This is a genomic window from Hymenobacter persicinus, from assembly GCF_004167665.1.
GTDB lineage: Bacteria > Bacteroidota > Bacteroidia > Cytophagales > Hymenobacteraceae > Hymenobacter > Hymenobacter persicinus.
This window is the reverse complement of the sequence record NZ_SEWE01000019.1, coordinates 22228-34664: the sequence shown is the minus strand read 5'-3', so window position 1 is coordinate 34664 and position 12437 is coordinate 22228. Positions and strand designations below refer to the sequence as shown.

General features: G+C 61.4%; 11 protein-coding genes. 8 read left to right on the top strand and 3 right to left on the bottom strand.

Going from position 1 to position 12437, the window contains the following annotated elements:
• Positions 1–24: 24 nt before the first annotated feature.
• Positions 25–540: a sigma-70 family RNA polymerase sigma factor gene (locus EWM57_RS10730; RefSeq protein WP_129921141.1), complete on the top strand. Its 516-nt coding sequence runs from the start codon at positions 25–27 to the stop codon at positions 538–540.
• A 115-nt stretch (positions 541–655) separates the two neighbouring features.
• On the opposite strand, the gene EWM57_RS10725 is transcribed toward EWM57_RS10730, so the two are convergent.
• Both EWM57_RS10725 and EWM57_RS10720 read right to left on the bottom strand, forming a co-directional pair.
• Positions 656–2260: a phenylacetate--CoA ligase family protein gene (locus EWM57_RS10725; protein ID WP_129921140.1), complete on the bottom strand. Its 1605-nt coding sequence runs from the start codon at positions 2258–2260 to the stop codon at positions 656–658.
• An 11-nt stretch (positions 2261–2271) separates the two neighbouring features.
• The gene (locus EWM57_RS10720; RefSeq protein WP_129921139.1) at positions 2272–3372 is read right to left on the bottom strand and encodes a nitroreductase family protein; all 1101 of its coding nucleotides are present in this window, start codon (positions 3370–3372) and stop codon (positions 2272–2274) included.
• A 294-nt stretch (positions 3373–3666) separates the two neighbouring features.
• Between EWM57_RS10720 and EWM57_RS10715 the strand changes: the two genes are divergently transcribed.
• The 6 genes from EWM57_RS10715 to EWM57_RS10690 all read left to right on the top strand — a co-directional run bounded on the left by EWM57_RS10715 (position 3667) and on the right by EWM57_RS10690 (position 10817).
• A complete protein-coding gene (locus EWM57_RS10715) occupies positions 3667–5166 on the top strand; it encodes a phytoene desaturase family protein (protein ID WP_242510042.1) in 1500 nt (499 codons plus the stop codon).
• 102 nt (positions 5167–5268) lie between these two features.
• Positions 5269–6111 carry a phytoene/squalene synthase family protein gene (locus tag EWM57_RS10710; protein ID WP_129921138.1) on the top strand — a complete coding sequence of 281 codons (843 nt, stop codon included), beginning with the start codon at positions 5269–5271 and terminating at the stop codon, positions 6109–6111.
• A 59-nt stretch (positions 6112–6170) separates the two neighbouring features.
• Positions 6171–6647: a hypothetical protein gene (locus EWM57_RS10705; protein ID WP_129921137.1), complete on the top strand. Its 477-nt coding sequence runs from the start codon at positions 6171–6173 to the stop codon at positions 6645–6647.
• A gap of 334 nt (positions 6648–6981) precedes the next feature.
• Complete coding sequence (locus EWM57_RS10700; RefSeq protein WP_129921136.1) at positions 6982–7830, top strand: 4-hydroxy-3-methylbut-2-enyl diphosphate reductase; 849 nt, start codon at positions 6982–6984, stop codon at positions 7828–7830.
• A 69-nt stretch (positions 7831–7899) separates the two neighbouring features.
• Positions 7900–8658 carry a fatty acid desaturase gene (locus EWM57_RS10695; RefSeq protein WP_129921135.1) on the top strand — a complete coding sequence of 253 codons (759 nt, stop codon included), beginning with the start codon at positions 7900–7902 and terminating at the stop codon, positions 8656–8658.
• 323 nt (positions 8659–8981) lie between these two features.
• Positions 8982–10817 (top strand): ATP-binding protein, encoded by a 1836-nt coding sequence (locus EWM57_RS10690; RefSeq protein WP_165370482.1) that lies wholly within the window; start codon positions 8982–8984, stop codon positions 10815–10817.
• On the opposite strand, the gene EWM57_RS10685 is transcribed toward EWM57_RS10690, so the two are convergent.
• Positions 10795–11535: a LytR/AlgR family response regulator transcription factor gene (locus tag EWM57_RS10685; protein ID WP_129921133.1), complete on the bottom strand. Its 741-nt coding sequence runs from the start codon at positions 11533–11535 to the stop codon at positions 10795–10797. The genes EWM57_RS10690 and EWM57_RS10685 overlap by 23 nt on opposite strands.
• Before the next feature lie 292 nt (positions 11536–11827).
• Here EWM57_RS10685 and EWM57_RS10680 point away from each other — a divergent pair, with 292 nt between their 5' ends.
• Positions 11828–12397: a hypothetical protein gene (locus tag EWM57_RS10680; protein ID WP_129921132.1), complete on the top strand. Its 570-nt coding sequence runs from the start codon at positions 11828–11830 to the stop codon at positions 12395–12397.
• Positions 12398–12437: the final 40 nt, after the last annotated feature.

Below are 12437 nucleotides of genomic sequence, written 5' to 3'. Positions count from 1 at the left end.
TTTTGCCACGAAAAGCTAAACAGTATGACCTCTTTGGAATTCACCGATCAAGTACAAAAGATTTCCTACTCCCTGAAGCCCGTGGCCATGAACCTGACCCGCGACGCGGACGATGCCAAGGACCTGGTACAGGAAACCTTGCTCAAAGCCATGCTGAACAAGGACAAGTTCAAAGCGGGCACCAACCTGAAGGCGTGGTTGTACACCATCATGCGCAACACCTTCATCAACAACTACAACAAAATCACCAAGCGCAATAGCAATATTGACAGCACGGAGTATTTTCAGTATTTCAACACCGACGAAAACTATATCACGCACAACGGAGCCACCTCGGATTTCGTAGTAACGGATATTAATGAAGCCATTGCCAGCCTCTCAGCTGACTACCGCACGCCGTTCATGATGTACTACATCGGCTACAAGTATCTCGAAATTGCCGAGAAGCTGCAGATTCCGATTGGGACCGTCAAGAACCGCATTCACATTGCCCGTAAGGAGCTGAAAGATGCTCTCAAGGTCTATGCCCCCGGCGTGTAGGGAATAGGGAGAGAGTACAACTTCCGCCCCGGGTGTAGAGCGGGCCGCGAATGACACAGCCATTGGGTTGTGCCGCTCGCGGCCCGTTTTTTTGGGCCTTGGCAGAAAATACTGACTAGTAGTCAAACAAGTTAAATGGCTTCAGCCGCGGCCGGGCCTGAGGCCGCGGGGCTGGGCGCGCCGCGGCTGTGGGCTTAACGGCTCCGGCGACCGGCGTGGGTTGGATGTACTGCTGCTTGATGCGCAAATCCTTGCCGGCGAAGGGTCCGGTCTGGAAGGCGTGGAAGGTAAGCTCGGGGTGCTGGCCCGCGGGCAGCATCCGCCAGGCCTCGCGGAAATCCTGGTTGATGCGCTGCAACTCCTCAAAAAACGCCCGGCTCAGCTGCTGGGCTTCCTGGGTCGAAACCGTTTGCCCGCCGGTCAGCTCCATGCAGATCTGCAGGCTTTTGTTGGCGGCCTCGTCCTCGGCCGTGAACATGGTGAAGGCCTGCACCCGACTGGCCAATGCTGGCACGCTCATCAGGGCTTCCTGCAAGTCGCCGGGCGCCACGTTGGCCCCGTAAAACGACACGGTCATGTCGGCGCGGCCGTAGTGCAGCAGCAACGGCAGCTCACTGGCCCCGGGCAGGATATCGTCAGGGGTCAGGCCGCACTCGGCCAGAATGCGCCGCAGCTCCGAAAACCGCACTACCTGGCCTCGGTCGTGGATGTTGTAGCGGATTTTGGGCGCCAGGTAGTAGGGGCGGCACAGGGTGATGAGCAACTCCCCGGCCGGAGTTTCCTCGATGTAGAAGTCGGCGGGGTTGAACTGGAACACCACCGGCGTGGCCCCCGGGTACTTCACCAAGCGGGCCGCCAGCTCGGGCCGGGACAGTAGGGCTTTGCGCAGGGCAATGGTGAAGTCGTTTTCGCTGGAAATATTCAGCTCCAGGTCGGAGGCGCCAAACGAGCCGTACACCCGGCGCACGCCTTTGGCCAGCAGATAGTCGCGCATGGCCTCGCTCATGCCCTCGCCCCCGTAAATCATGGCCACGTTATACTGCCGCCAATCGAAGGGCGCCGAATCGACGAGCAGCTTCAGAAATGGCGGGTAGCCGGTGATAATGTACTGCTGGTCGGGGCCAAACGACTGGAGCGTGTTCAGAATCTTAGGCACGTCGGGACCCAGGGATTTCAGCACGGCCACGTCGGCCAGCGCCATGGTGATGTTGATGCCCGTGGCCCAGGGACCCAGGGCAAAGGCGTTGATGAGAAAATATGGACCCGGCCCGATGAGGTGGCAAAGCCCGAATTCGAGCATCCGCTTGTTGGCCCGCCGCTCGGCCTGCCCCCGCACCCAGTTGGTGGGCACGCCGCTGCTGCCCGACGACTCATCGATGATAATGCCGTGGTCGGGCACCCTACCGCCCAGGCAGCGCGCCCCGATGGAGTAGCGCTTAATATAGTTTTCCTTGTCCATGACGGGCAGCGTGGTCAGGTCCGGAATCAGGCCGTGCACGCGGGGGGCGCCGGCGTGGTGGTCGTGCAAAAACCGCTGGTAGGCCGGGCTTTGGCGGCGGGCGGCCCAGAACACGGCCAGGGCCTTCATCTTGCCGATGTTCCAACGCACGGATTCCATGTGGGGCAAAAACAGCAGCTTCATGCTGGCAAAATCGAGCTCCAGCACCTTGCGCCACAGGCGCAGCACATACACGAAAGCGAGAACGGCGAGGGTTTTCATAGGAAAAGTCGTTAGCAAAGTATGTCGTTGGCAGTCAGGCGGAAGCTGCGCGGGGGCTCCTGACTATAGCCCAGGCGCACGAGCAGCCACAGCGGCTCGGACTCGGCGCAGTGGCCGACGTGGCGGCAGAACTGGGCGTAGGCCTCCGCATTGGTAATCACCGACCCGAAGGGGTGCAGGTAGAGGTTGTGCCGGGTCATTTCCAGCCAGAGCTGCTGGAGCATAGCCCCGGCCTGCTCCCAGTCGGGTCGGCGGCCGAAAGGGCCCTGCAGCCAGGCCACGGTGGTGGTGCCGTGCATAGAATGCTTGTACACCTGCCCCAGTACCCGCCGCTTCCAGGCGCTGCGAAACCGCTCGGCGTGGAAGAAGAAGTTGTGCATCAGCCGGCCCGAAAAGCCCATGCAATGGCTCCAAAGCCCATCTTTCTTCGTCGCAGCCTCCTCGTCCGTCGTCCGGATCCAACCGGCCAGCTCGGTGCGGGTAGCCGGGTCGTCGAGGTCGGTGAACAAGGTTTTGCGGTTCAAGTCCAGCACGAAGTCGACGGTAAACTTGGTGCTGGAAAAGGTGAGCGTGTGCCCATAAGCGGCGGCCACGGCCGTGAGCCGCTGCTGCACGGGGGCTGGAATCAAGCGGCTGTCGTAGTGCAGGCGGGAGGTTTTGCGCTGCCGGATCAGCTCCCGGTCAGTGGCCGGCGCGGTGGTGGGAGAGGGCGCTAGTTCCAGCGTGGCAAACAGCTGCAGGTCGGTGGCCGCGTAGTTCAGTTGGGGCTCGGGGGCGGGGTGGGCCGTGAGCGTGAAGCCCAGCGGCCCGGCAGCCACCCGCAGGCACTCGACGAACATGCCCAGGCCGGTGATGGTAAAGCGGGAAGTGGGGTCGGTGTGCCGCAGCAGGCGGGTCGGGTCGTAGTACACCTGCGCCCGGGTAGCAGAAAGAATCTTGAGTTTCCAGGGCTGCACGTTGTGCGGGCTCGGCGCCCAGCGGGCGTATTCGAGCAGCTCCTGCCAGCGCTGCCGGGCATCCGGGGGCGCGGCGGCGCGGGCCGGGCTCAGGGGCCGCAGGGCCGTCCAGGCGGCGGCTAGGGTAACACTGTGCAGAAAGTGGCGGCGTTGCATGCAAGGTAGGGTAGGAGACCAGGCCCGCGGCGCGTTGGCGGCGCCGTTGGTGAAGGAAAGGTGCAGACTATTCCCGGCCGGTGCATACCAGTTTCCGCGGGAAGCGGACTTGAAGAAGTTGAAAATTTAATTTGTAAATACCTGTTATACAATTAATTGAATTGTGCCCTGTCAGACTTTGAACTTGGTTGCGCAGGGGGGAGCCGCCGGGCAGCAGCGGCTTGCTGCTGGCGGCGGGCCAAAACAAAGTCGGGAGTGGGTTTGTAGCTTGCCACCAACTTCTGTCTTCCCCTCTTGGCTTCCACCGCTACTGCTCCCCACGTTCTGGTTATCGGCGCCGGCTTTGCCGGCCTTTCGGCCGCTACTTCCCTGGCCCAACGCGGTTACCGCGTCACCATCCTGGAAAAGAACGAAGGACCGGGCGGCCGGGCGCGGGTTTTCAAGGCCGAGGGCTTCACCTTCGACATGGGCCCGAGCTGGTACTGGATGCCGGGCGTGTTTGAGCAGTACTTTGCCCGCTTCGGCAAAAAGGTGGCCGACTACTACGACCTGGTGCGGCTCGACCCATCCTATCAGGTGATTTTCGGGGCCAACGACGCGGTAGACATTCCGGCCCAGATGGCCGACATCCGCCGCCTGTTCGAAAGCATTGAGCCCGGCAGCGCCGCCCGCCTCGACGAGTTTCTGCGGCAGGCCGCCTATAAGTACGAGGTCGGCATCAACAAATTCGTGCATATGCCCGGCCGCTCGTTGCTCGAGTTTGCCGACCCCCGCCTGCTCGTCGACGCCCTGCGGCTGGATATCCTGCAGAGCATGCACAAGCACGTGCGCAAGTTTTTCAAGCACCCCAAGCTGCTGCAGCTGGTTGAGTTCCCGATTTTGTTTCTCGGCGCCACGTCCCAGAACACGCCGGCGCTGTACTCACTCATGAACTACGCCGACCTGGCCCTGGGCACTTGGTACCCGCGGGGCGGCATGCACAAAATCGTGGAGGGCATGGTGGCGCTGGCCCAGGAGCAGGGCGTGACGCTGGAGTACAAACAAGAGGTGCAGGAAATCCGGGTGGAAAACGGCCGCGCCACCGGTGTGCAGACCGCCGCCGGCTTCCGCCCCGCCGACATCATCGTGGCCGGGGCCGACTACCACCACGCCGAGCAGCACCTGCTCAAGCCCGAGTGGCGGCACTACGACGAGGCCTACTGGGATTCGCGCACGATGGCGCCCTCGTCGCTGCTGTTTTACTTGGGTCTCAACAAGCGCGTGCCCAAGCTCCAGCACCACAACCTGTTTTTCGACGAGGATTTCGAGCTGCACGCCCACGAGATTTACGAACAACCTCAGTGGCCCAGCAAACCGTTGTTTTACGTGTCGGCGCCCTCTAAAACCGACCCTACGGTGGCGTCCGCGGGCGGGGAAAACCTGTTTCTGCTCGTGCCCGTGGCTCCTGACCTCGCTGACCCCGACGAAACCCGGGAGCGGTATTACCACCTGATTATGGACCGGCTGGAGCGCCACGTGGGCGAAAATCTGCGCGACGCGGTGGTGTTCAAGCGCAGCTATGCCCACCGCGACTTTGTGGCCGACTACCACAGCTACAAGGGCAACGCCTACGGGCTGGCCAACACGCTGCGGCAAACGGCGATTCTCAAGCCCACACTCAAGAGCAAGAAAGTCAGTAATTTGTACTTCACGGGCCAGCTCACCGTGCCCGGCCCCGGCGTGCCGCCTTCCCTGATTTCCGGGCAGGTAGTGGCGGCCGAGGTCGAGAAGGAACAGGGCCGGCCCCGCCGCTAGCAAAGCCCGGCTTACTACCTTGGGCAAACTGCTGAGCTACCCGGCCTCGTAGTGACATAGCTTCTGCTTCGATTTCTCCCTCCTGAACCTAAATAGCTCCTTTTGGACCACGTTGCCCTCTTCGATCAAACCAGCCTGGCGTGTAGCAAGCTTATCACCAAAAGCTACAGCACGTCGTTTACGCTGGGTATCCGCACCCTCGACCGGCGGTTTCACCTGCCCGTGTATGCGGTGTACGGCTTCGTGCGCTGGGCCGACGAAATTGTGGACACCTTCCACGACCGGGACAAGGCCGCCCTGTTTGCCGACTTCCGCCGCCAGACTGCTGAGGCCCTTGCCACCGGCTTCAGCCTGAACCCCGTGCTGCATTCGTTTCAGCTCATGGTGCGCCGCTACGGCATCGACCGGGAGTTTATCGAGGCCTTTCTGAAGAGCATGGAAATGGACCTCGAAGACCGCAGCTACCACCAGAGCATGTACGAGGAATACATCTACGGCTCGGCCGAGGTGGTGGGGCTCATGTGCCTGCGCATCTTCTGCGAGGGCGACGCGGCCCTGTTTGAGCGGCTGCGCGAGCCGGCCCGCCGCCTGGGCGCGGCGTTTCAGAAGGTGAATTTCCTGCGCGACATCCGCTCCGACTACGAAGACCGGGGCCGCGTGTACTTTCCCGGCGTGCAGTACGAGCGGTTCGACGACGCGGTGAAGCGCCAGATTGAGGCCGACATCCGGGCCGACTTCGACGCGGGCTACGCCGGCATTGTGCAGCTGCCGCGGGCCGCGCGGCTGGGCGTGTACCTGGCCTACGTGTACTATCTCAAGCTTTTTCACAAGATCCGCCAGCTGCCCGCGGCCCGAATTTTGGGGGAGCGGGTGCGCGTGCCCGACAACACCAAGCTGCTTTTGCTCATGGGCTCGTACTTTCGTTACCGCCTGCGGGCTATCTGACCACGAATTCTGCCCTTGTGAAGCTCCTTTTCATCCTTTTCCTTACGCTCCTTTCCCTCGTGTCCGACGCTAATCCTTACACCGCGGCCAACCTGCGCCGCCAGTACCAGCTCGCCGCCGCCGACAAGCAGGCCGGGGAGAAGTTTCACCAGCTCATGGCTGCCTACACCCAGCAGGACGCCGTGGTGCTGGCCTATAAAGCCGCCGCCGAAGCCATCCGGGCCCGCGACGCGTCCATGTTCAACAAGCTCACCTACGTGCAGAACGCCAGCAAGCAGTTCGACCAGGCCGTGAAGCTGGACGCCGACAACGCCGAAATCCGGTTTTTGCGCCTGAGCGTGGAAAGCAACCTGCCCGCCTTTCTGGGCCTGAGCCAGCACGTCGACGAAGACCGGCAGTTTCTGATCAAAACCCTGCTGTCCCATCCCAAGTCGGGCCTCGATGCCGAATCGTTCGGTTTAGTGCGCTCTTTCCTCGTTGAGCGCGGCCACGTTACCGATGCTCAGGCCCAGCAGCTGGCCCGCATTGCGGGGTAGCTGGTGTTACAGAGCGCTTTGCCAGTCGAAGCCTCGAGCGAATAGAAAAGTCGTGCCGCCCACCGGCACGACTTTTTTTGTTTAACCTTTTGGGGGTAAAAGTGAAACAAAAAGGTCCGTCGGCAGTATTGATAGTACGCGCGCAAACCCCGGGGCGGGCCCGCTGCCCTGCCTCGGATGGAAAAGAAATCTTATGCGTAGCGAATCAGGCGCAGAAACGGGTAAACGGTAATCCGGCGGCCCCCTCAGAGCCGTATCTACTCCGCTTTTTGTATCTTCTGCCCTTTGTGAAGCCTAACCGTAACATTCTGTCTGTTTTCCTGGTTTCCGAGCTATGCCGCACCACCTGAGCGTCCGTATTGACCCCAACTCCGGCTTTTGCTTCGGCGTCATTTATGCCATTCAGATGGCGGAGGACATCCTTGATGAGCAGGGCTACCTGTATTGCCTCGGCGATATTGTGCACAATGACGAGGAAGTGCAGCGCCTGGAGGCCCGCGGGCTGCGCATTATCTGTCACGAGCAGTTTGCCCAGCTCCGCGAGGAGGCCGTGCTGATCCGGGCCCACGGGGAGCCGCCGAGCACCTACCAGAAGGCCCTGGAAAACAATCTGACGCTGATTGACGCTTCCTGCCCGGTGGTGCTTAAGCTGCAAAACCGCATCAAGAGCAGCTACGACAAAAAAGATAAGATCTTTATCTACGGCAAGCACGGCCACGCCGAGGTGCTCGGCCTGCTCGGCCAGACCGGCGGCGACGCGGTAGTGTTTGAAAACCTGGACGAGCTGCTCAGCCACGAACTGCCTGACAACATCACGCTCTACAGCCAGACCACCAAGAGCACCGACAGCTTTTACCGCATCAAGGGCGAGCTGGAGCAACGCGGCTACCAGCTCAACGCCAACGACACCATCTGCCGCCAGGTCAGCAACCGCGACAAGGACCTGCGCCGCTTTTCCGCCCAGTTCGACCAGATTGTGTTCGTGTCGGGCACCAAAAGCTCCAACGGTAAGGTGCTCTACCAGGTCTGCAAGGAAACCAACCCGCGGACGCATTTTATTTCCAAGGTTGAGGAGCTGCGGGCCGAGTGGTTTGAGCCCGGCCAGTCGGTGGGCATCTGCGGGGCCACCAGCACCCCGCTCTGGCTGATGGAAAACGTGCGCGACGCCCTGCTGGCCCTGTAACCCCGCGGGAGTCGGGAGAATTGTGAATTTTGCGGCGCTGCCGGCTGTTTACCTGGCCCCCGGTTTTCTATGCCCTCCACCATCACGCCCTCATCCGCTGCTGCCGTGCCCGTTCGTCGGGTGAAGCCCGCCCCGCTTGGGTACCGGGGCGTAGCCGCGGGCCTGTTGATTCTAGGCGCCTGGGCCGCGCTGCTCACGTTTTTACTGGCTTTCTACCGCCCCGACTGGGCTTCGCCCTGGCCCTATCTGCTGGTCTTGGTGCAGGCTCACCTCTACACCGGCCTCTTTATCACGGCTCACGATGCCATGCACGGCGTGGTGAGTCGTAACGTGCGGCTCAATAACGCACTGGGCACGCTCACGGCCCTGCTGTTTGCTTTCAACTGGTTTCCGGGCATGCTGCCCAAGCATCACCAGCACCACCGCCACGTGGGCACCGCCGCCGACCCTGACTTCCACGACGGCCGGCACCCGAGCTTCCTGTTCTGGTTTGCCCGCTTCGCTTGGAACTACGTGACATGGTGGCAAATTGGGCTGATGGCCCTGACGTATAACCTGCTCAAGCTGGCTTTCCCGATGGCCAACGTTATTGCCTTCTGGATGGTCCCGGCCGTGCTGGCTACCCTGCAACTGTTTTTTTTCGGGACCTATCTGCCCCACCGCGGCGAGCATTCCCCCGACAATGCGCACAAGTCCCGCAGCCAGCTGCGTCACCACTTATGGGCATTTGTGAGTTGCTATTTCTTCGGCTACCACTATGAGCACCACGACCAGCCCTACCTGCCCTGGTGGCGGCTGTGGCGGGCCAAAGAAGCTGCCGGACAGTAGAACCTAAGCGGTCAGCCTGAGCAACTGGTGCCTTAGCTCGGCTGTGGTCCGCTACCCACTTTTTTTAGACGGCCCTAATTTTTAGCCGTGGATTGTATATATATTACATTGAATACTAAGGGGCAGTAGATAGTACCTGGTTAGACGGGAGCTCAGGAAGAAACTCTGTTAAAAGTCTTGTTATGAGATGGTTGTTGACGGAGTCGGGAAGCCAATGTTGCTATTCTGCGCTGAAACTAGGCGTAGTAATACTGGTGCTTGTCAGCCATCCAACACGGGGCAACGCCGAGTCGGAACCCCGGGGCGCAAGTGCCGCGGCACACGTGACCCAGGGCCTGGCGCAGGAGCGCAGCCGCCGTTTTGAGCAGGCTGTGCGCCATTTTGAAGTAGCAGAGAGCCTTTACCACGTGCAGCGCAACCCACTAGGCCAAGCGGAAGCGCTGCGGCATCTGGGGCGCGGGCAATACCTGCAGGGCGACACGAGTCAGGCCCGCCTGACCTACACGCGCGCGCTGGCCGGATTTGCGCGCCTGCACCACACGCCGGGCATTGCCGGCGTGTACGAAGACCTTGGGCAGCTTTACGGGGCCCAGCAGAAATGGCCCCGGGCCCTGAGCAGCTACGTGCGGGCCTTAGCGACCTGGCAAAGCTTGGCCCAGCCCGCTTCCGCCGCCCGCGTCCTGACTTCCGTGGGGCTGGCCCACCGGGAGCAGCGGCAGTACAGCCGGGCGCTGTATTATCTGCGGCAGGCGCTCCGGCACGGCCAGCAGCAGCACGACAGCACGCGTATTCGGGAGGCGTTGGCGGGAATGGGTGGGGTATACCAAGCCGTGGGCAACCAGGAACTGGCGCTTCGTTTCTATGAGCAGGCGCTGGAACACCTGCAGCCCCGCGCGGCACCCGAAATACAGGTCGAGCTGCTCCAGCGGCTGGCCGCTACCCAATTGACCACCGGCCAGGTAACGGCGGCGGAACAGCTGTTGCAAAAAGCCCTGCCGCTGGCCCGGCGCAGCGCCTCCAAAGCGTTACTAAGCTCCCTGTACCACCAGCTGGCCGACCTGTATCGGGGCCAGGGCCGCTACGCGCAGTCTTTAGCGGCGCTGACGCGCTACGCTGGTTTGCAGGATACCGTGTTTGCTGAAGAGCGGGCCGCCCAAGTGGCTGAGATGCAGACGCGCTACGAAACGGAAAAAAAGGAGCGGGCTATCCAACTGCTTACCAAGGACCGACAGTTACAGCGGGCCAACCTACAGCGCCAGATGCTGGTGCGCAACGTACTGGGCGTGGGTATTCTGCTGCTGCTGGCACTAGCGGCGGGCTTGTACTGGAGCCGGCGGCAGCAAGCCCGCATCAACCGGCTCCTGCAGCGGAAAAATGCCGCCATCAGCCGGCAAAAAGAGCAACTGGCTCACCTCAATAACACCAAGGACACTCTGTTTTCGGTGATTTCGCACGATCTGCGCAGTCCGCTCAGCTCCCTGTATTCGTTGCTGACGCTGCTGAATATGGGTAAGCTGCCGCCTGAGCGCCTAGCTGCGCACTCCAGCCGCCTCTCGCGCGGCCTCGACAGCACCCTGCGCCTACTCGACAACCTGCTGAATTGGTCGGCAGCGCAGATGCGAGGCAGTAGCGTGCACCCCGAGGCGCTGCGGCTGGATACGGTAGTGGAAGAGGCGCTGGCCCTGCTGCTGGGCGACGCCGAGCGTAAAACGATTTTGCTGCTCAATCAGATACCTGTGCCCACCACGGCCAGCGCCGACCTAAACATGACCCGGTTGATTGTGCGAAACCTGATCAGCAATGCCATCAAGTTTACGCCCGACGGCGGCACCGTAACCGTATCGGCGGCGCGGCAGGGCAAGTGGTGGGAGGTAGCCGTGGCCGATACCGGCGTGGGCATTGCCGCCGCCGACCACGCCAAGGTGTTTGGGCTGGGTGGGCCGTATTCCACCCTGGGCACGGCCCGGGAGCGGGGCACGGGCCTGGGCTTGCAGCTGTGCAAGGATTTTGTGGAGCGCAACGGCGGCCGGATCTACTTCGAAAGCCAGCCGGGGGTGGGCACGACCTTCCGCTTCACGCTGCTGGCCGCTCAGGCGGAAGCCACGCCCCGGCCGATGCTGCAGCTAGCTGGAGCACCTAGTGCTGTTGACGCCGAATAAGGGAACGGTTTACGATGCGCTCCGTCACCCGCTCCCGGTACGTTTGCCCCAGGGGCAGAGCATGGCCGCCCACCCGCACTTCCAGGGTGCTGACGGCCTCAATCTGGGCCGCATTGACGAGGTAAGAACGGTGGGTGCGCACAAACAGACCCGGGGGTAGTTGCTCCTCCAGGTTTTTCAGGTTCACCAGCGTGAGGTGAGTGCGCCCATCGGCGGTATTAATCTTGGTGAAGTCCTTCAGGGCCTCGATGTAAAGCACTTCGCGGTAGTGCAGGCGCACAAACTGCGCGTCGGTGCGGATGAAGAACGAGCCCCAGCCCGACAGCACGTCGTGGCTTTCGTCCCCGTTGGGCTGGCTCGTGCGCAGGATGCTGGCCACTTTATTGACGGCCTTCAGAAACCGGTCGAGGGAAATGGGCTTGAGCAAAAAGTCGATGACGTCCAGGTTGAAGCCCTCCATGGCGTACTGCGGGTACGAAGTCATCAGCACCACCAGCGGGGGCTGCTGCAGCGACCGAACCAGGTCCAGGCCGCTCAGATGAGGCATGGTTACGTCGGAGAAAAGCACCTGCACGTCGTTGTTGAGCAGATAGCGGTGCGCTTCCAGCGGGTCATTAAACACGGCTTTCACGTCCAAGATATCCGTCATGGCTACGTAGGCCTGGAGCAGGTCCAGCACCAGTGGATCATCATCGAGCAGCAGACAGGAAATCTTCATCGTAGGGAAGCTATCAGGTGGGTCGGGGTGAATATAAAGAAACCAAAATTGATTTGTAGTATTAATTTATAGGAGGAAAATAATTTTGGCCGACACAAATCGTGGTTTCGGTCTACTTCTGAACCGTGTTGCTCTACTTTAAACGCTTACCGCCAGCAGCTTTCGTATCTTATTCCAGACTCGCCCTTTCTGACTCGTGCGTAGTGGGCGCAAACTTGGTGCCCATCTTTTCTGCGGCTTCATTTCCGCTCTGCTTTCTGCTCCTTCCTGACCTGCACTTGACTTTCTGGCTATGAACACCCGCTTTTCCGGCGTTATGGCGGCTCCCCCGCCCGTGGTGCTGGGCGTCGACCTTACCATTGCTAACCAGGAGAGCCTGCGCCGCTCCCTGCGTTCCGCGTTTGGGCTCAATTCCCGGGCTATCAACCTGCGCATCGACCCGGGCATGGACCTGATTTACCTCTGCGAGGCCATCCTGCCCAATACGCTGCCCTGCCTGACCTCACTCACGGGGCCCGGCGTGACGGCCGTCACGCTGCGGGCGGCCCGCCTGACCTGGCAGCCCGAGCCGGGCCACGCCATTGGCCGCGGCACCTCCACGCTGGCGGCGCTGGAAAGCGGTACCTGCTTTCTGACGGCCAACAGCCGCAAAATTGCCGTGGCCTCCTTTACGAACCGCACCGTGCACGCCACCCACATTGAAATGGAGGTGCAGGGGCGCCCTAACCTGCTCGACTACCTGCGCACCGATTGGTTTACGCTGGAAATATCGGGCACCAACCGCCGCCGCCTCAGTCAGCCCCTGGCCTTCAGCGCCGTGCTGGAGTTTGACGTGCAGCTCAGCCGCACCGCCCAGGCCTGAGGTAGTGCGGGCGGATACTTGCATAAAAAAAGCGCCCCGT

Excerpts from the sequence above, each read along its gene's own strand:
- EWM57_RS10730 (WP_129921141.1), top strand. The coding sequence starts at position 25 with ATGACCTCTTTGGAATTCACCGATCAAGTACAAAAGATTTCCTACTCC.
- EWM57_RS10725 (WP_129921140.1), bottom strand. The coding sequence starts at position 2,260 with ATGAAAACCCTCGCCGTTCTCGCTTTCGTGTATGTGCTGCGCCTGTGG.
- EWM57_RS10720 (WP_129921139.1), bottom strand. The coding sequence starts at position 3,372 with ATGCAACGCCGCCACTTTCTGCACAGTGTTACCCTAGCCGCCGCCTGG.
- EWM57_RS10700 (WP_129921136.1), top strand. The coding sequence starts at position 6,982 with ATGCCGCACCACCTGAGCGTCCGTATTGACCCCAACTCCGGCTTTTGC.
- EWM57_RS10695 (WP_129921135.1), top strand. The coding sequence starts at position 7,900 with ATGCCCTCCACCATCACGCCCTCATCCGCTGCTGCCGTGCCCGTTCGT.
- EWM57_RS10685 (WP_129921133.1), bottom strand. The coding sequence starts at position 11,535 with ATGAAGATTTCCTGTCTGCTGCTCGATGATGATCCACTGGTGCTGGAC.
- EWM57_RS10680 (WP_129921132.1), top strand. The coding sequence starts at position 11,828 with ATGAACACCCGCTTTTCCGGCGTTATGGCGGCTCCCCCGCCCGTGGTG.